This window comes from Alcanivorax sp. MD8A (assembly GCF_002888555.1).
In the GTDB taxonomy this organism is placed as follows: domain Bacteria; phylum Pseudomonadota; class Gammaproteobacteria; order Pseudomonadales; family Alcanivoracaceae; genus Alcanivorax.
This window is the reverse complement of record NZ_AQOQ01000005.1, coordinates 33,113-50,605: the sequence shown is the minus strand read 5'-3', so window position 1 is coordinate 50,605 and position 17,493 is coordinate 33,113. Positions and strand designations below refer to the sequence as shown.

Below are 17,493 nucleotides of genomic sequence, written 5' to 3'. Positions count from 1 at the left end.
GCTATCGGCGTTGCGGTGCATTGTCCCTTATTCGCTGTTCACTGTTAACTGTTCACTGGTATCGGTCGCGCCCCTCTTCGTCCAGGGTGTCGGCGATCTGGAAGAAGTTGGCCAGTCGTTCCTCGCTGATGGCGCCGCTGTCGGCGGCATCGAGGAAGGCGCAACCGGGTTCGTTGCGGTGTGAGCAGTTGCGGAACTTGCAGTAACCGGCCAGTTCGGACAGTTCGCGGTAACCGTGCAACAGCTCTTCTTCGCTGATGTGCCACAGGCCAAATTCGCGGATGCCGGGGGAATCGATCAGTTCACCGCCGGTAGGCAGGTGAAACAGGCGGGCGGTGACGGTGGTGTGCTGGCCCAACCCGGAGTTGGCTGACAGATCGCCCACATCCAGTTCAGCATCGGGCAGCACGGCATTCACCAGGGATGACTTGCCGACCCCGGATTGCCCCACGAACACACAGGTTTTGCCCTTCAGTGCCTCGTGCAGCGGAGTCAGGCCTGCCGGGTCATGGGCGCTCAGTTCCAGCACCGGGTAGCCTAGCCGTTCATACATGGCTTTCATGTCATCGATGAACGGGCGCAGCTCTTCGTCGATCAGGTCGGCCTTGTTGAGCACCAGCGTGGCAGGAATGCCAGACAGTTCCGCGGCGACCAGGTAGCGGTCCAGCAGGGTGCTGGAGGGGGTGGGCAGGGGAGCGAAGACCACCAGCATCTGGTCCACATTGGCGGCGACCGGTTTCAGGTTGCCGTAGGGGTCCGGGCGCTTGAGGACGTTGTCGCGAGGGTCGATCGCCACCACGACGCCAAGCCCGTCGCTTTGGGGGGATTGCCAGATCACCCGGTCACCCACGACCAGCTGTTCCAGCGTGGCGCGAAAATGGCAGCGGCGAAGCTGTTTGCCTTTGCCGTTCGGGCCATCTGGGCTTTCAACCAGCACCTGCTGACCAAAATGGGCGGTAATGATGCCGGTCTGTTCATCCCCCAGATCGTCGGCCACCAGGTCTTCCAGCTGCTCACTGCGACGCTGGGCGCGTTCGCGCTTTTCTGCCTGGATCTTTTCGATGCGCCAGCGCTGGCGGCGATTGAGTTTGCGTTTGGCCACGGCGGTGTCGGGTTTTCCTGTTTTGCGATGGGGGCATGCTACCATGCCCCCTGAATACCGCGTAGCGAGAGATAGCCCCCCATGACCGACAAGCGCAATAACCTGATCTGGATTGATCTGGAAATGACCGGCCTGAGCCCGGAAAACGACCGCATCATCGAGATCGCCACTATCGTTACCGATGCCCAGCTCAACGTGCTGGCAGAAGGGCCGGTGCTGGCGGTGCACCAGAGCGATGCGTTGCTCGATGGCATGGATGAGTGGAATACCACCCACCACAACAACTCCGGGCTGGTGGCTCGGGTGAAGGAAAGTCGCATCAGTGAAATGCAGGCCCAGGCGCAAACGATCGATTTCCTGAAAGAGTACGTGGAAGCGGGCATGTCGCCCATGTGCGGTAACAGCATCTGTCAGGATCGCCGTTTTCTGGCCAACTACATGCCGGAGTTGGAGGCCTTCTTCCATTACCGCAATCTGGACGTGTCCACCCTCAAAGAGCTGGCGCGACGCTGGAAGCCCGAGATCCTGGAAGGGCTGAAGAAAGAAAACAAACATCTGGCGCTGGATGACATCCGCGAATCCATCACCGAGCTGCAGTATTACCGCGAGCATTTTATTGACGCCTGATGGCAACGCATCAGGCGGCAGACAACACGCAAACCCCTCGCCGTAGGGTCGTCGCCTCTACGGCTGAGGCGTTCGGTGCTGTTCCAGCGCCCACTGCACATGTTCCTGTACCGTCTCGTCCGGGTAATCCAGGCGTTCTTTCAACGCCAGGATAATGTCCGGCGAGGTGGGGGCATTGCCCAGCGCCACTGCAATATTCCTTAGCCACTTTGCATAGCCTGCCCGGCGGATGGCCGAGCCGGCGGTGCGTTCGAGAAAGTCGGCTTCGTTCCAGCGGAATAATGTCACCAGGTCACTGTCGCCCAGTCCGTGGCGGGGGTGAAAGTCGGTTTCGCCGGTGTGCCGGGCAAAACGGTTCCACGGGCACATCAACTGACAGTCGTCGCAACCGAAGATGCGGTTGCCGATACCCCGTCGCAGGTCCTCGGGGATGCTGCCGTCGTGCTCAATAGTCAGGTAGGAAATGCAGCGGCGGGCATCCAGCTGGTAGGGCGCTACGATGGCGTCGGTGGGGCACACGGTGATGCAGGCCTTGCACTTGCCGCAATGGTCTTCACCGGGTTGGTCTACGGGCAGGGGGATGTCGGTGTAGATTTCACCGAGGAAAAACCAGCTGCCGGCCTCACGGTTGAGCACCAGGGTGTGTTTGCCCTGCCAGCCCAGCCCGGCTTTGGCCGCCAACGGCTTTTCCATCACCGGGGCGCTGTCCACAAAGGCGCGGGCAAGTTCACTGTCGCCCACTTCCGCCCGGATTCGGGCGGCCAGTGTGGCAAGCCGTTTGCGGATCAGTTTGTGGTAATCCCGGCCCAGCGCATAGCGAGAGACGTAGGCCTTGTTTTTTTCGCCCAGCATTTTCACCGGTTGCGTATCGGGTGGCAGGTAATCCATGCGCGCAGAGATGACTCGCAGGGTGCCGGGCTCCAGCGCTTCAGGGCGAAAACGTTTGTCGCCGTGGGCGCTCATCCACTGCATTTGCCCTTGATAGCCTTTGGCCAACCAGGTTTTCAGGTCCGCTTCAGCGGCGGACAGATCCGTATCGGCAATGCCGATCTGCTGGAAGCCCAGTTCGCGGCCCCATTGCTGGATGTTTTCCTTTAGCTGCTGAAGATCCATGGGTTTCTGAACGGCCGGTTCCCGTGGGTATAATGAGGGATATTGCGGTACGCAACGGCGCACAACAAAGGACCAAGGGTACCATGACCATACTGCCCACAGTGCTATTTACTGCTGAACAGACCCGCGAACTGGATCGCCTTGCCATTGCGGCTGGCACACCCGGTGCCGAGCTGATGCAGCGGGCCGGGCAAGCGGCCTTCGATGCCCTGTGTGAGCGTTGGCCCGAAGCGCGTCGTATCGCCTTACTGTGTGGCGGCGGCAACAACGGCGGCGATGGCTATGTGGTCGCGGCGTTGGCTCACCGGGCCGGATTGCAACCCGAGATTTTTTATACCCGCGCGCCGGATACGCTCAGCGGGGATGCGCTGACCATGGCGCAGCGTTGCCAGGCGTTGGCGATCCCGCAGCAACCACTCCGCGAGGACGCCTTGCCTGTGGAGGCGGATGTGCTGGTGGACGGTCTGCTGGGCACCGGATTGTCGGGCGCCCTGCGTGATGACATGAGCGCATTGCTGGCCGGGCTGGATGCCCTGCCGGTGCCCCGTTTGGCGCTGGATATTCCCTCCGGGCTCAATGCCGACACCGGCATGCCGTTGGGCGCGGTACTGCGGGCGGATCTTACCTGTACCTTTATCGGCATGAAGCGCGGACTGTTAACCGGTCAGGGGCCGGTGTTCGCTGGCGAGTTGCTGTTTTTTGATCTGCAGGTCCCGCGCTCGGTGTATCAGCAGGTCTCGCCGGATTGTCGTGTCCCGGTGCCGGAGGAGCTGCCCGCAGCCTTGCCCAGGCGAGCCGCGGATGCCCACAAGGGATGCTATGGCCATGTGCTGGTGGTTGGGGGCGATCATGGCTTTCCCGGTGCAGCGATCATGACGGCCCAGGCGGCGGCCCGCTGCGGGGCGGGCAAGGTCAGTTTGCTGACGCGGCCGGAGCATGTGGCCATGGCGATTACCCGGCAACCGGAAATCATGGTGCGTGGTGCTGACGAGAGCGGCGCAGCGGATGAACTGATCGAGTCGGCCACGGTCATCGCCGTTGGCCCCGGGTTGGGTACGGGGCCTTGGGGGCAGCAGTTGCTGGAGCGGGTGCTGGCCAGTGGCAAGCCGCTGGTGGTGGATGCCGATGCCCTTAACCTGTTGGCTGCGCATGCCGAGATCGGCGCCCACGACTGGGTGCTCACACCGCACCCCGGTGAGGCGGCACGGTTGCTGCAAGTGGGCAACCCGGAGATACAGTCTGACCGCTTTGCCACACTGGAAACCCTGAGTGCGCGTTATGGCGGCACGGTGCTGCTGAAAGGGCTGGGTACCTTGATTCAGGGGGAATCCGCCGGCCAGCGTTGTCGTGCCCTGATCGTGGACGGCAATCCGGGCATGGCTAGCGGGGGCATGGGCGATGTGCTGACCGGGGTGATCGCGGCGCTGCGGGCCCAGGGATTGAACGGTTATGATGCTGCCCGTCTCGGCGCCATGGCACATGCCCGGGCGGCAGACCGGTGTGCCCGGCAGGCCGGTGAGCGCGGCTTGCTCGCCACCGATCTGCTGGGTGCGCTGCGAGAACAACTGAACGAAGGAAGCCTGTATGCCCATTGAACACCAGACCCTCGCTGACGAAGCCGCCACCCTGGCGTTGGGGGCCAGCTTGGCTGCCCGACTGACCGGCGGTGGCTGTGTCTATCTGGAAGGCGATCTGGGGGCCGGGAAAACCACGCTGGTTCGCGGTATCCTGCGTGCCATGGGGCATGAGGGGGCGGTAAAGAGCCCAACCTATACGATTGTGGAACCCTACGAGCTGGGTGACGTCCATATCTATCACTTTGACCTGTATCGACTGGCAGATCCGGAAGAGCTGGAACTGATCGGGGTGCGGGATTATTTTGGCTCTGGTGACCTGTGTCTGCTGGAGTGGCCGGAGCGCGGGGCCGGAGTGGTGCCGCCGCCGGATTTGACCATTACACTGGCTGTGGATGGCCACGGAAGAAAGGCGACCCTGGACTGGGTCGGTGACTGAACGCCTATGATAATGCGCAGTAACAATAACAAATGGCTTGTGACCGCCTTCACCCTGCTGGCTGCCATGCTATGGGCGCCCGTTGCCCTGGCCCAGGCGAGCATCGAATCCGTACGCCTGCACCGGGCACCGGACCACACCCGCATTGTGTTTGATCTGCCATCGCCGGTGGATCACAAGCTCGACAAGCTCGCCAATCCTGACCGTATCGTGCTGGATCTGCAGGAAGCCAAATTGGACTTCGACATCCAGACGCTGGATTACGCCACCAGTCCCATCGCCAATATCCGGGTCGGCAAGCACAGCGACAAGACCCGTGTGGTATTCGATATGAAAGAGGGGGTGCGCACCCGCACCAACCTGCTCAAACCCATCGAGCCGCATGGCTGGCGTCTGGTGGTCGATCTGTTCGACAAGGAATTGAATGGCACCTCGTCAGGGGCCGCTGCCACGGCTGCCGCATCCACTCCTGCCCCGAAAAAGCCTGCTGCCCAATCGGCACCCGCAGAGCAACGCTTGATGGTGGTGGCGATCGACCCCGGTCACGGGGGCGAGGATCCGGGTGCCCGTGGCCCCAGTGGGACCTGGGAAAAAACCGTGGTGCTGCAGATCGCCAAAAAGCTGGAGAAGATGGTTAATGACCAGGCCGGCATGCGGGCGGTGATGGTGCGTGACGGTGACTACTATGTCCCACTGGCGGAGCGTCGCAAGATCGCCCGGGAAACACACGGTGCGGACGTGTTCATTTCCATTCATGCGGATGCGTTTACCGATGCCCGCGCCCATGGGGCGTCGGTGTTTGCGCTTTCCAATCGTGGCGCGACCAGTGCCAAGGCCCGCTATCTGGCAAAGATTGCCAATGAATCCGACCGGGTTGCCGGGGTGTATGAAGAAGAGGAAGACGACAGTTCGTTGCTTAGCGTGCTGGCAGACCTGCAGATGAACGGATCCATGGCGGGCAGCCTTTATCTGGGCCGGCAGGTGCTGCAGGAAATGGGCAAGGTCACCAAGCTGCATGGCGGGCGAGACAAGGTGGAGCAGGCGGGGTTTGCGGTACTGAAAGAGCCCGAGATGGTGTCCATTCTGGTAGAGACCGGGTTTATCTCCAACCCCACCGAGGAGCGTAACCTGCGTTCGTCTGCGCACCAGACCAAGCTGGCGCGTTCCATCCTGCGTGGCATTGATGATTACTTTACCTCGCACCCGCCGCCGAACAGCTGGTACGCCGCCCAGCGCCGTGGCAAAGGTGATGAGTACAAGATTCAGCCCGGTGATACACTGTCGGAAATCGCGCGCCAGTACAGCGTCAGTGAGCAGGCTATCCGTGCGGCCAACAATATCAGTGGTGACCGCATCATGGTCGGCCAGGTGCTGAAAATTCCCCGAACCTGAGGTCCGTTTTGTCCAAGATCCAATTGCTCGATTCCCGCCTGGCCAACCAGATTGCTGCCGGTGAGGTGGTCGAGCGACCCGCCTCTGTCCTCAAGGAACTGTTGGAAAACGCCCTCGATGCGGGGGCGGAGTCCGTGAATGTGGATGTGGAGCAGGGCGGCGTGAAGCTGCTCAAGGTGCGTGACAATGGTCATGGCATTGAACGCGATGACCTGCCGCTGGCGCTGTCTCGTCACGCTACCAGCAAGATTCGCGGGCTGGATGATCTGGAAGCCATTGGCACGCTGGGCTTTCGTGGTGAAGCGCTGGCGGCGATCAGCTCTGTCTCGCGACTGACCCTGGCCAGTAACGTGGAAGGGGAAGCCGAAGGCTGGCAGGTCCAGGTCGAAGGTCGAGACATGGCGCCGTCGGTCACGCCGGCGGGGCATCCCCGTGGCACCACCGTCACCATGCGCGACCTGTTTTTCAATACCCCGGCACGGCGGCGCTTTCTGCGTACCGAGAAGACAGAATTCAATCACCTGGAAGAGGTGTTTCGGCGCATTGCCCTGAGTGAATTCAACACCGCGTTCCGGCTGACCCACAACCAGAAAGTGATCCATCAGCTACCGGCAGGTCTGGATGACACCCTGCGGGCGGCCCGCGTGGCCAAGCTGTGCGGCAAGGGCTTTATGGAACAGGCCATCCCGGTGGACGTGGAGCGTGACGGGATCCGTCTGCATGGTTGGATGGGGCTGCCCACCTTCTCCCGCTCCCAGGCCGACCTGCAATATTTCTATGTGAATGGCCGAGTGATTCGCGACAAGGTGGTCAATCATGCGGTGCGCCAGGCCTATGCGGATGTGTTGTATCACGGACGTCACCCGGCCTATGTCCTGTTTCTTGAACTGGACCCGGCCATGGTGGATGTGAATGTTCACCCCACCAAGCACGAAGTGCGCTTCCGCGAACAGCGTATGGTGCATGGGTTCCTGTACAGCTCCCTGCACCGGACCATTGCTGACGTGCGCCCCGGGCAAGGTGCCGAGCCTGCGGTGGTGTATGACGACTCGCCCATGCCGATGAGTGAGCCGAGCCAGGGCAGCATGTCGCTTACCGCGCCCTCCGGCCGCCCTTATACGCCGCCACCTGCATCTGGTGGCTATGGTCAGGGCCTGCGCCAGGCAGATGCCTATGGTGCGTTGGTTCAGCCACGTATTGAGGATGGCGCCCCAGCAGCTATGCCGCCGGCCAGTGATGATGAAACCGTGCCGCCGCTGGGGTATGCGGTGGCGCAGCTGCACGGCATCTTTATTCTCGCGGAAAACCAGCACGGCATGGTGGTGGTCGATATGCACGCCGCCCACGAGCGCATTACCTATGAACGGCTCAAGCAAAGTTGGTCCACGGACAAGGTGCGCAGCCAGCCGTTGTTGGTGCCGGTATCGTTGGCGGTCTCGTCGCGGGAAGCCGACTTTGCCGAAGAACAGCCCGAGGTGTTTTCCCGGCTGGGGTTCGTGGTGGAGCGCGCCGGCCCGGAAACGCTGGTGGTCCGCGAAGTGCCCGCCATGCTGCGCAATAGCGACAGCGAAAGCATGGTGCGTGATGTGCTCTCCGATCTGCTTGCCCAAGGCAGCAGCGAGCGCATTGAACAAAAGCTCGATGAACTGCTTTCCACCATGGCCTGTCATGGCAGCGTACGGGCCAACCGCCGCCTGACCGTGCCGGAAATGAACGCCTTGCTCCGGGACATGGAAGCCACCGAGCGCTCGGGCCAGTGCAACCATGGCCGGCCGACCTGGACTCAAATGAGCCTCAAGGATCTGGATCGCCTGTTTATGCGGGGGCAGTGATGGCGCCCTCCCGCCCCTCGCCGAAGAATGACGGGGATACCCGGCCTGTCTTGCCCGTGCTGCTTTTAATGGGGCCCACCTGTTCTGGCAAGACCGCGCTGGCCATTGAGGCGGTGCAATCTCTCCCGGTCGAAATCATCAATGTGGACTCCGCCCTGGTGTACCGGGACCTTGATATTGGTGCCGCGCGGCCATCAAACGACGAGTTGCAAGCGGCTCCGCACCGGCTGTTGGGGTTCCGTGACCTGGACCAACCGTATTCCGCTGCAGACTTTCGCACGGATGCGCTGAGAGAAATTGAGACGGTCCATGCTGCTGGGCGTTTGCCGCTGCTGGTGGGAGGCACCATTCTGTATTTCAAGGCGCTGGTCGAAGGTCTGGCGCCGCTGCCGGAAGCGGATGAAACGGTGCGCGCCGAGATTGCTGCGCTGGCGGCAGAGCAAGGCTGGCCAGCGGTGCATGCCGAGCTTGCCCGGGTAGACCCGGCCACTGCCGACCGCCTGAAGCCCATGGACCGTCAGCGTCTGCAAAGGGCGCTGGAGGTGTATCGGCTCACGGGCAAGCCGCTTTCTGCCTTTCATGCCGAGCATCATACGACTGTCACAATGAGAGAGGATGGTCTGAGTGAGTTCAGTGGGCTTCCCTGGCCAGTCTACAGTGCGGCACTGGCGCCCAAAGACCGCGCCTGGTTGCATGCGATGATCGCCCGCCGTTTTGACGTCATGCTTGAGCAGGGCCTGGAAGAAGAAGTGCGCCAATTGATGGCGCGCCCGGAAGCACACCGGGACCTGCCTGCCATCAAGGCCGTGGGTTACCGGCAGGTATGGGATTACCTGGAAGGGCAATACGACCATGAGACCATGGTCGAAAAGGGTGTGATTGCGACCCGCCAACTGGCGAAAAGGCAATACACCTGGCTAAGAAAATGGCCGAACCTGGAACGGTTCGACAGTAACAACGAGCAGGAGCGCAATGCGCTGTTTAGCCAACTTGCGAAGATCTGTAAATCTGTGTTTAGTTGAGACCGTACACGCGCATTTTGGTTTATAATGTAACCAGTTTATCGACTGGGGGAGGTCAGGAGTCTGCCTTCGGTCGCTTATGGGTCGGGACCTGGAACCATTTCACTGGGTTGTTGACAAAAAAATGTCTGATGGCGCATCAGGCATGCGGTGGCCGTTCGGGACGGCTTCACTGCAGGTAAAGCGCTGATATTGCCCGAGTGTTGGGCACCACTTTTTACTGTTATTTCAAGGAGACTTGCCATGTCAAAGGGGCACTCACTACAAGACCCTTTCCTTAACGCTCTGCGTAAGGAACGGATCCCGGTATCCATCTTTCTGGTAAACGGCATAAAGCTGCAGGGACAGATTGAGTCCTTCGACCAGTATGTGGTCCTGCTGAAGAACGCCGTCAGCCAGATGGTATACAAGCACGCAATTTCTACTGTGGTCCCGGCGCGCAACCCGCGTGCAGGTGGCAACCCGGCCATGTCGACCGGCAATGGCACCACGGGCGCACAGGGCACAGAGAGCTACGGTAACCAGTAATCACGGTTGCCCGAGCCTTTTTGCTGAAAAGAGCCACCTTCGGGTGGCTCTTTTCGTTTCCCCTCCTGCCTTTTCGTTTGTGGCGGTTTACAATTGGCCCCACTGTCCCCATATCAGGCACCTATGGACTTATTTGATCGTACAGAGCAATCACGCACCGGCGCCGGCGAGCAGGCGATTCTTGTGCATCTGGACCTGCCGGACTCCATGGGCCGTGAGGATCTGGACGAATTTCATCATCTGGTGACCTCCAGTGGTGTGGAACCGGTGGCGGAATTGACGGGCAAGCGTGACAGGCCCGACCCGGCTCTCTTTATCGGCACGGGCAAGGCCGATGAGCTGGCCGAACTGGTGCAGCAGCACCAGGCGGATGTGGTGCTGTTCAACCATTCCCTCAGTCCGGCCCAGGAGCGCAACCTGGAGCGGGCGGTGAAATGCCGGGTGCTGGACCGTACCGGGCTGATTCTGGATATCTTTGCCCAGCGGGCCCGCACCCACGAAGGGGTGTTGCAGGTCGAGCTGGCGCAGCTGCGTCACCTGTCCACCCGGCTGGTACGTGGCTGGACTCACCTGGAAAGGCAAAAAGGCGGTATTGGCTTGCGTGGGCCCGGTGAAACCCAGCTGGAAACTGACCGTCGATTGTTGCGAGACCGTATTCGTGCCATTGAGTCGCGACTGGAGAAGGTGCGAAAGCAGCGAGCGCAGGGGCGCCGGGCCCGGCAGCGTGCCGAAACACCGTTGATTTCACTGGTGGGTTATACCAACGCGGGTAAATCCACCCTGTTTAATGCCATTACTACTGGGGATGTGTACGTGGCGGATCAGCTGTTCGCCACCCTGGATCCCACCCTGCGCAAGGTCAAAGTGCCGGGTGTCGGCCCGGCCATTCTGGCTGATACCGTGGGGTTCATTCGCCACCTGCCTCACCGGCTGGTGCAGGCTTTCCGGGCGACCTTGGAAGAAACCGCCAATGCTACCCTGTTGTTGCATGTCACCGACTGCAGTGCCGAGGAACGGGACAGCAATGTGGAGGCGGTGAATGAGGTGTTGGAAGAAATCGGTGGCGATCAGCTGCCGGTGCTGCATGTCTATAACAAGGTCGACAATCTCGATGAGTCGCCACGGATCGACCGTGACGAGCAGGGCCAGCCCTGGCGGGTGTGGATCTCGGCACAGACCGGTGACGGGTTTGATCTGCTGTTCGAGGCCATTGCGGAGCGGCTGGCCGCAGGCTGGGTCGATTGCTGGGTGCGGTTACCTGCCCATGCAGGGCGCCTGCGCGCCCGTCTGCATGAAGCTGGTGAGGTGCTGGATGAAGAGGCCGCAATGGATGGCAGCATGCTGCTGCGCATCAGCGTCAATCGGGTTCATTTTGAACGCCTGTTGCGTGAGCAGGGTCTGAACGAAGACGAACTGGTGGTGCCGGCCCCGGAATCGGCGGCCTCGGTTGCAGGGGAAGATGGGCCTTCCTACAATTCAGAACGCTCGCCCAAGGTGAGCTGACATTACAAGTCATGGGCCATGCCGGCCCTGACGGACTGGAGACCTACATGGCGTGGAATGAACCCGGCGGTAACAAGCCGAAAGACCCTTGGGGTGGCGGCGGTGATCAAGGGCCGCCGGATCTGGATGAGGCGCTGAAGAACCTCAAGGACAAGATCAACAATGTGTTTGGTGGCAAGGGCGGTCGTCCGGGTGGCGATGGCAGCAAGCCTGGAGGCTCACCGCTGCCGCTACTAGCTGTGGTCGCCGTGATCGCACTGGTGGTCTATGGTTTGGTCGGGTTCTTTCAGGTGGATCAGCGCGAGCGGGCCGTGGTGCTGCGTTTCGGTAAGTTCGATCGCATTGTCGAGCCGGGTCTGAACTGGCGCGCGCCGATTCTTGAGCAATACCAGAAGGTGGATGTGGGGCAGAACCGCCGCTACGAGATCACCGAGGAAATGCTCACCAAGGACACCAATATCGTCAGCGTGACCCTGCAGGTCCAGTATCAGGTGCTGGATCCGCGTCCCTTCTTGCTCAAGGTCGCCCAGCCAGAGCAGATCCTGGAGCACGCTACCAGCTCGGCGCTGCGTCATGTGGTGGGCTCTGCCTCCATGGATGATGTGCTGAAAGACAACCGGGAAGCCATTCGGGTGCAAGTGCGGCAGCGTCTGGACGAATACCTGAACCGTTACGACACCGGCCTGGTGTTGCGTCAGGTGGTGCTGGACAAGACCGAAGCCCCGGATGCGGTCCGGGATGCCTTTGACGACGTGTCCAAGGCCAAGGAAGACGAAGACCGCTTCAAGAAAGAAGCGGAAGCTTACCGCAATGCGGTGATTCCCCAGGCCCGGGGCGAGGCGCAACGCCTGACCGAAGAATCGGAAGCGTACAAGCAGCGGGTAATTGACGGCGCCGTGGGTGATGCGGATCGCTTTACCGATCTGCTCACGGAATACCGCAAGGCCCCTGACGTGACTCGCGAACGCCTGTATCTGGAAACCATGACTCAGGTGTTTGGGGCTACCAGCAAGGTGCTGGTGGACGTGGATAACGGCAATAGCCTGATTTACCTGCCCCTGGAGCAGCTGGTGAAAGGGCGGGACGCGAGAAGCGCAACCCCCCAACAGAGCCCCGGCGCCGCCAGCAGCGATGCCGCCAAGGCGGGTGCCGATGACGGAGGCAGCGGCCGTAGCACCAGCCGTAGCCTGTACAGCACATCACGACCACAGGAGTTGCGCTAATGAATAATCGTGGATGGTTGGCGCTGCTGGCGCTGGGTGTCCTCGCCCTGCTGGCGCTGGACTCCTTCTATATTGTTAACCAGACCGAGAAAGCGGTACTGAAACAGTTTAGCCGGATCGAAAAGGCGGACATTTCCCCGGGTATTTACCCCAAGTGGCCCCTGTTTGAGGAGGTCGTCAAGGTGGATGGCCGGGCGCTGGTATACGACGTGCCCACCCAGTCTTTTCTCACCGCAGAGAAGAAGCTGCTGAACGTGGATGCCTTTGTGGTCTGGCGGATCAACAATGTGCAGCGCTACATCGTGAGTGTGGGTGGTGGTTCTGCCAACCCGCAGGTCATGGAGCGTCGCGCCCGTGAGTTGCTGGATCCGCGCGTTAACGAAGCGCTGCGTAACGAGTTCGCCTCGCGCACGGTGTTCCAGGTGGTTGCCGGTGAGAGTGACGTGGAAAAAGTGGAAGGGGATACCGCGATTATTCGTGACCCGGCCACGGGGGAAACCACGGAAGTGCCGACCGATCAACTGGATGAATCCATTCTGCGTGAAGCCGGACAGGAAGACAGCGACGAAGACGTGGCCGACGCCGGTGAGCCGTCGGGTAACGACCAGCGTGAAGCGCTGATGGATCAGGTCCGTCAGGAAGTGAACAAGTCCACCATGGAAGATCTGGGCATCGAAGTTGTCGATATCCGGGTGAAGCAGGTGGACTGGCCGGATCAGGTGCGTGGCCGGGTGTTTGACCGGATGCGCGCAGAGCGTCAGCGTGATGCGGCGGCTCACCGCTCCCAGGGCCGGGAAGAAGCCGAAAAAATTCGCGCCGGGGCTGATCGTCAGCGCACCGAGATTCTCGCGGACGCCTACCGCAAGTCGCAGGCCATTCGCGGTGAGGGGGATGCCCAGGCGGCGGCCACTTATGCGCAGGCCTATAACCAGGATAAAGAGTTCTTCCGGTTCTACCGTAGCCTTCAGGCCTACAAGGAAAGTTTCAAGGATCCGGAAGATGTGCTGATTCTGGAGCCCGATAGCGATTTTTTCCGCTATCTCAAGGGTGCCAAATAGGTCGAACTACCGCACATTTGTGCATTTCGACCGTTCATCGAGAAAAACCCGCCGCTGGCGGGTTTTTTTATTTGTAGGAAAAAGCTTACACGGATGTAAGTCATTGATTACAGGCTGCTGACGCCTGAAAAGTGCACTAAAGTCCCATTGCTTTCACCCTTTTTTTACAAACCCTTCACGCATTTCGGCCGTTTTTTGTGCAAAATAGGCACCATGTCACAGAAAGCGGACAAAAAATAACGCTGCATTGTGACGCCAATCACAGAAACTTGTTTCATAGTGGTTTGGTCGGGAAGTAGGGAATCTTCTTTGGCGAATATGCCGGTACTGGGAGTTTAGCAATGAAGCTGTATTTGTCTGTTCTGTTGTTGTCACTGTCTTCTCTGATTTGGGCAGAGGGACCACTGACCAGCCAGATGGAAACCTTTCTGGTGACGGAAAAAGGCGGCAAGGAAACTGTCGTTGCGACGGAGCAGGCGTCTCCGGGTGACGTGGTGGAATACCGTCTTACCTATCGAAATACCGGTGAGCAGCCCCTGTCCGGGCTGGTGATCACCGGCCCCGTACCGGCCAACACTGCCTATGTAGGCGGTAGCGCCAACACCGAGGTGGACGCATCGTTCACCGTCAGCATTGATAACGGAACCAGTTTCCTGGCTGAGCCCGTCACTCGAGAAGTGAAGGACGCGGACGGCCAGAGCAAGAACGTCACGGTTCCCCCCAGCGACTACACCCAGGTGCGTTGGCAGCCAAATGGCAGCCTCAAGCCTGACCAGGAGCAGCAGTATCGCTACCGGGTGAAGGTGCAGTAGCTCCCGGGGGAGCTGACGTAGGAGCTAACGCTCCGAGGAAGTCTTGCGCGAGCGGCTTGATCGTCATGGTCAGCCGCATGGGGAGGGGCGGACCACTCGTTTCGACGAGGGGCCGCTCTCGCAAGGCTTTCTGAAACTAGAGGGTAAGTCAAAACATCAAACTTTGAGGATGAAGCCATGAAACATGCCTTCAATAAGGGCGTGTTGTCTTCGAAAATGGCCGTGTCCCTGGTTTCTGGTGGGTTGCTGTTTGCCGCAGGGCAAGCTTGGGCACTCACGGAAGCCGGCACGGACATCAAGAACAAGGCAACCGTAACCTATGAAGATGCCAACGGTAACAGTTATTCCGCCCAGTCCAACGAGGCGGTGGTCACCGTTGCAGAAGTGTACGCAGGTACCCTGCGTAACGACGGTAATAAAGCCGGTGCGCCTGGCGAGACCGTGTACTTCAGCCATAGCCTGAAGAACACCGGTAACGCCCGTGACACCTTTGTGCTGAGCGGCCGTACTGGCGGTGCGACGGGGGCGGTTAGCTATGACGTCTACCTGGACGCCAACGGCAATGGTCAGCCAGATGCCGGTGAAAACGTTGTTACCCAGGTCGAGCTGGATCCGGATCAGCAAGTTGAGTTGATTCTGGCCGTGCCGGTGCCGTCGGGTACCGCTGCAGGCACCACCATTGATGCAACCCTGTTGGCGCAGTCTACTCAGGGTGACGGTGTCTACGCCGCAGCTGATGGTGGTCTGGTTCAGGATATTGGTACCAACGGCGATGCTGGCACCTACGATGCGGATGGTGACGGTACTGCTGATGGTAACGACACCAACAACGATCAGGTGACGGTAACCACCGATGCGGTACTGGTAACGACCAAGTCTGCGTCTGTTAACACCTCCACCAACACCATTACCTATACCTTGACCGTGAAGAACAACGGTGGCCGTGCGGCAACCGATGTCAACATCTTCGATGCGGTACCGGCCAATGCCACCTTCGTGGACATCACTTCGGTGAATGGTTTGCTGGCGGCGAACGGAGATACCTACGAGGACAACACGGGTGCCGACCAGAATATCCCGGCGGATGCCACCACCATGTATGCGCCTGGTTCACTGGCCACCATCGATGAGCCGGCGGGTGTGGATCTGGACGGTGACGGCACCAGTGGTGAAACCGGCATCCCCGGTATCCTGCTGACCGATGCCAGCCTGGGTGTGAACACCACGGTTTCCATCGTGTATCAGGTGAGCTTTGATCCGACGGCGCCTGCCGGCACCGAGATCAAGAACACCTTTGCGGCCCAGGGTGAGCTCGATGGCGACGCGGGCACCACCGAAGCAGCGGTAAGCTCCAACACGGTAACCACTGTGATTGGGCAGACCTACGCTGTGGATGCCAACGACACCGAAGATGCCACCGATGGCACCGATGACGACATCTACACTGTGGCCAGTGCGGCTAGTGGTGCCGTGGTCGACTTCAAGCACACCATTACCAACAACGGTAACGGCGTGGATGTGTTCGAGCTGAGCGCAGCCAACGATGCGACCAATCCGTTCCCGGCAGGTACCACGTTTACCTTCTGGAATGCTGCGGGCACGGTTCAGATCACTGACACCAACGGTGACGGTAACCCGGATACCGGCGAGCTGGATCCGGCGGAAGCGCTGAACATCACCGTTAAAGCCGATTTGCCGGCCAGCGCCAGTGGTGCAGGCCCGTACCAGTTCAACCTGACAGCCACTTCTGCCGGCGACAATGCCCAGTCTGATACCACCGCTGGTGTATTGAGCACCATCAATGCGGCGGCCGTGGATATTGCCAACACTGCCAACGCAACCGGTATGGGTGATAGCGCGGTCGATGCTGACGCCAATACTGGCACGCCGACCACGACCAACACGGCAGCGGCAGGTGCAGTCACTTCATTCAACCTGTATGTCGCCAACGAGTCCGGCAACGCTCAGTCCTACACCCTGGGTGGCACGGTACCCGCGGGCTGGTCTGTGCAGTTTGTGGATGTGGGTGTCGATACCGATGGCAATGGCACGGTGGACAACACCAGCAATGCAGGTGATGTGGTCACAGCCACCCCGAACCTGCCGGCCGGTGCGGTTTATCACTACATCGCGAATGTGACTGTGTCCTCCAACGTGGCTCAGGCCCGTGCGGATTACACCGGCGGTGATGCAGTGAACACCAATGATAGTGATGGCGACTACCCGATCACGTTCACGGTTACCTCTCCATCCAACAGCAGTATTACCAACAGCAAGCTGGATGCGGTTGATGTGGTGGCGGACCGTGATCTGAGCATCACTCCTGACGGCGCCAACCAGGTACAGCCAGGCGGTAATGTGGATTACCCGCATGTGCTGTCCAACGACGGTAACTCCACCGAGACGGTTGAGCTGTCTGCCACCAACAGCGAAACGGGCTTCACCAATACCACCCAGCTGTTCGTGGATACCAACAACGATGGTACCCCGGATGCTTACCGTGAGCTGAGCCAGCTTGCCGGTCTTGCTACTGCAGGCCAGCTGTGGGTGCGTGATCAGGCGGGTAACCCGGTGCAGATCGGTGTTGCGGATGCCGATAGCGACAACCTGCCCGAGCTGACCCTGGAAGCTGGCGAGAAGGTTGAAGTGCTAGTGACCGTGTTTGCTCCGGCTACTGCTTCTCAAGGCACCCAGGACACCCTGAGTTTGAGCGCGACCAACGAAGATGCCACCGCAGGCGCGGCTGCGTCCGCCACGGCCAACGACGTGACTGAAGTGATTCTGGGTCAGGTGCGTTTGAACAAGCTGGCCGGTGTTGATGCTGACTGTGGCTGTAATGCCGGTACACCTGACTGGACGCCGGATACGCCGTTCGCTGCTACCCAGACCACGCAGGTGGAGCCGGGTCAGTGTGTGATCTGGGATCTGACTGCGACCAACGAAGGTGCGGCCACGGCCAAGAACGTGACCATCACCGATGAAACTACCCCTTACACCACTTTCCTGGTGGCGAATGATTCTGTTCGCAACTCGGATAGCAACACGGTGGCCAACTCTGGCACTGCGCCAGTGGTTGAGTGGGTCATTGGTGATCTTGCAGCCGGTGACAGCGCCAATGCGCAGTTCTGTGTGCAGGTGAACTAAGCCCCTCCCAAGGGGCCCCTCTCTCCTTCGGGAGAGGGGGGCTTTCCCAAGGGCTGCCTTGCCAGCGTTTGGGAAAGCCCTCCAAGGGATCGAGGAAAAAGCAAAACACAATATTTTGCCCGCT

At 60.2% G+C, this 17,493-nt stretch carries 14 protein-coding genes; 12 read left to right on the top strand and 2 right to left on the bottom strand.

Annotated elements, in window-relative coordinates; all coding sequences use genetic code 11:
- Positions 1-52: 52 nt before the first annotated feature.
- Positions 53-1,102, bottom strand: coding sequence for a small ribosomal subunit biogenesis GTPase RsgA (gene rsgA / locus A15D_RS04050; protein ID WP_102790874.1), 1,050 nt, complete (start codon positions 1,100-1,102; stop codon positions 53-55).
- A gap of 81 nt (positions 1,103-1,183) precedes the next feature.
- On the opposite strand from rsgA, the gene orn reads away from it, so the two are divergent.
- Complete coding sequence (gene orn, locus A15D_RS04045) at positions 1,184-1,729, top strand: oligoribonuclease (protein ID WP_022985259.1); 546 nt, start codon at positions 1,184-1,186, stop codon at positions 1,727-1,729.
- Between the two features lie 57 nt (positions 1,730-1,786).
- Here the strand turns inward: orn and queG are convergent, their stop codons facing one another.
- A complete protein-coding gene (queG, locus tag A15D_RS04040; RefSeq protein ID WP_102790873.1) occupies positions 1,787-2,842 on the bottom strand; it encodes a tRNA epoxyqueuosine(34) reductase QueG in 1,056 nt (351 codons plus the stop codon).
- Between the two features lie 83 nt (positions 2,843-2,925).
- Between queG and A15D_RS04035 the strand changes: the two genes are divergently transcribed.
- From A15D_RS04035 to A15D_RS03985, 11 genes are all read left to right on the top strand, one after another.
- Entirely contained in the window at positions 2,926-4,437 is a 1,512-nt protein-coding gene (locus A15D_RS04035) for an NAD(P)H-hydrate dehydratase (protein WP_102790872.1), read from the top strand.
- Positions 4,427-4,855: a tRNA (adenosine(37)-N6)-threonylcarbamoyltransferase complex ATPase subunit type 1 TsaE gene (tsaE, locus tag A15D_RS04030; protein WP_102790871.1), complete on the top strand. Its 429-nt coding sequence runs from the start codon at positions 4,427-4,429 to the stop codon at positions 4,853-4,855. Before A15D_RS04035 ends, tsaE begins: the two co-directional genes overlap by 11 nt.
- Positions 4,856-4,867: 12 nt before the next feature.
- Positions 4,868-6,247: an N-acetylmuramoyl-L-alanine amidase gene (locus A15D_RS04025; protein ID WP_233192058.1), complete on the top strand. Its 1,380-nt coding sequence runs from the start codon at positions 4,868-4,870 to the stop codon at positions 6,245-6,247.
- An 8-nt stretch (positions 6,248-6,255) separates the two neighbouring features.
- A complete protein-coding gene (gene mutL, locus A15D_RS04020) occupies positions 6,256-8,079 on the top strand; it encodes a DNA mismatch repair endonuclease MutL (RefSeq protein ID WP_102790869.1) in 1,824 nt (607 codons plus the stop codon).
- Positions 8,079-9,101, top strand: coding sequence for a tRNA (adenosine(37)-N6)-dimethylallyltransferase MiaA (miaA, locus tag A15D_RS04015; RefSeq protein ID WP_102790868.1), 1,023 nt, complete (start codon positions 8,079-8,081; stop codon positions 9,099-9,101). Before mutL ends, miaA begins: the two co-directional genes overlap by 1 nt.
- 243 nt (positions 9,102-9,344) lie before the next feature.
- Positions 9,345-9,629 carry an RNA chaperone Hfq gene (gene hfq, locus A15D_RS04010; RefSeq protein WP_102790867.1) on the top strand — a complete coding sequence of 95 codons (285 nt, stop codon included), beginning with the start codon at positions 9,345-9,347 and terminating at the stop codon, positions 9,627-9,629.
- Between the two features lie 123 nt (positions 9,630-9,752).
- Positions 9,753-11,132 carry a ribosome rescue GTPase HflX gene (gene hflX, locus A15D_RS04005; RefSeq protein WP_102790866.1) on the top strand — a complete coding sequence of 460 codons (1,380 nt, stop codon included), beginning with the start codon at positions 9,753-9,755 and terminating at the stop codon, positions 11,130-11,132.
- Between the two features lie 47 nt (positions 11,133-11,179).
- The gene (gene hflK / locus A15D_RS04000) at positions 11,180-12,355 is read left to right on the top strand and encodes an FtsH protease activity modulator HflK (protein WP_102790935.1); all 1,176 of its coding nucleotides are present in this window, start codon (positions 11,180-11,182) and stop codon (positions 12,353-12,355) included.
- Positions 12,355-13,413, top strand: a complete 1,059-nt coding sequence (gene hflC, locus A15D_RS03995) for a protease modulator HflC (protein ID WP_102790865.1) — start codon at positions 12,355-12,357, stop codon at positions 13,411-13,413. The genes hflK and hflC overlap by 1 nt, the downstream gene beginning before the upstream one ends.
- 341 nt (positions 13,414-13,754) lie before the next feature.
- Complete coding sequence (locus A15D_RS03990) at positions 13,755-14,225, top strand: hypothetical protein (RefSeq protein WP_233192056.1); 471 nt, start codon at positions 13,755-13,757, stop codon at positions 14,223-14,225.
- A 177-nt stretch (positions 14,226-14,402) separates the two neighbouring features.
- Entirely contained in the window at positions 14,403-17,369 is a 2,967-nt protein-coding gene (locus A15D_RS03985; protein WP_102790864.1) for a DUF11 domain-containing protein, read from the top strand.
- The last annotated feature ends 124 nt before the right edge of the window (positions 17,370-17,493 follow it).

Coding starts and splice junctions, on each gene's coding strand:
- A15D_RS04035 (WP_102790872.1), top strand. CDS start 2,926: ATGACCATACTGCCCACAGTGCTATTTACTGCTGAACAGACCCGCGAA.
- hfq (WP_102790867.1), top strand. CDS start 9,345: ATGTCAAAGGGGCACTCACTACAAGACCCTTTCCTTAACGCTCTGCGT.
- hflC (WP_102790865.1), top strand. CDS start 12,355: ATGAATAATCGTGGATGGTTGGCGCTGCTGGCGCTGGGTGTCCTCGCC.
- hflK (WP_102790935.1), top strand. CDS start 11,180: ATGGCGTGGAATGAACCCGGCGGTAACAAGCCGAAAGACCCTTGGGGT.
- hflX (WP_102790866.1), top strand. CDS start 9,753: ATGGACTTATTTGATCGTACAGAGCAATCACGCACCGGCGCCGGCGAG.
- A15D_RS03990 (WP_233192056.1), top strand. CDS start 13,755: ATGAAGCTGTATTTGTCTGTTCTGTTGTTGTCACTGTCTTCTCTGATT.
- miaA (WP_102790868.1), top strand. CDS start 8,079: ATGGCGCCCTCCCGCCCCTCGCCGAAGAATGACGGGGATACCCGGCCT.
- A15D_RS03985 (WP_102790864.1), top strand. CDS start 14,403: ATGAAACATGCCTTCAATAAGGGCGTGTTGTCTTCGAAAATGGCCGTG.
- A15D_RS04025 (WP_233192058.1), top strand. CDS start 4,868: ATGCGCAGTAACAATAACAAATGGCTTGTGACCGCCTTCACCCTGCTG.
- orn (WP_022985259.1), top strand. CDS start 1,184: ATGACCGACAAGCGCAATAACCTGATCTGGATTGATCTGGAAATGACC.
- tsaE (WP_102790871.1), top strand. CDS start 4,427: ATGCCCATTGAACACCAGACCCTCGCTGACGAAGCCGCCACCCTGGCG.
- queG (WP_102790873.1), bottom strand. CDS start 2,842: ATGGATCTTCAGCAGCTAAAGGAAAACATCCAGCAATGGGGCCGCGAA.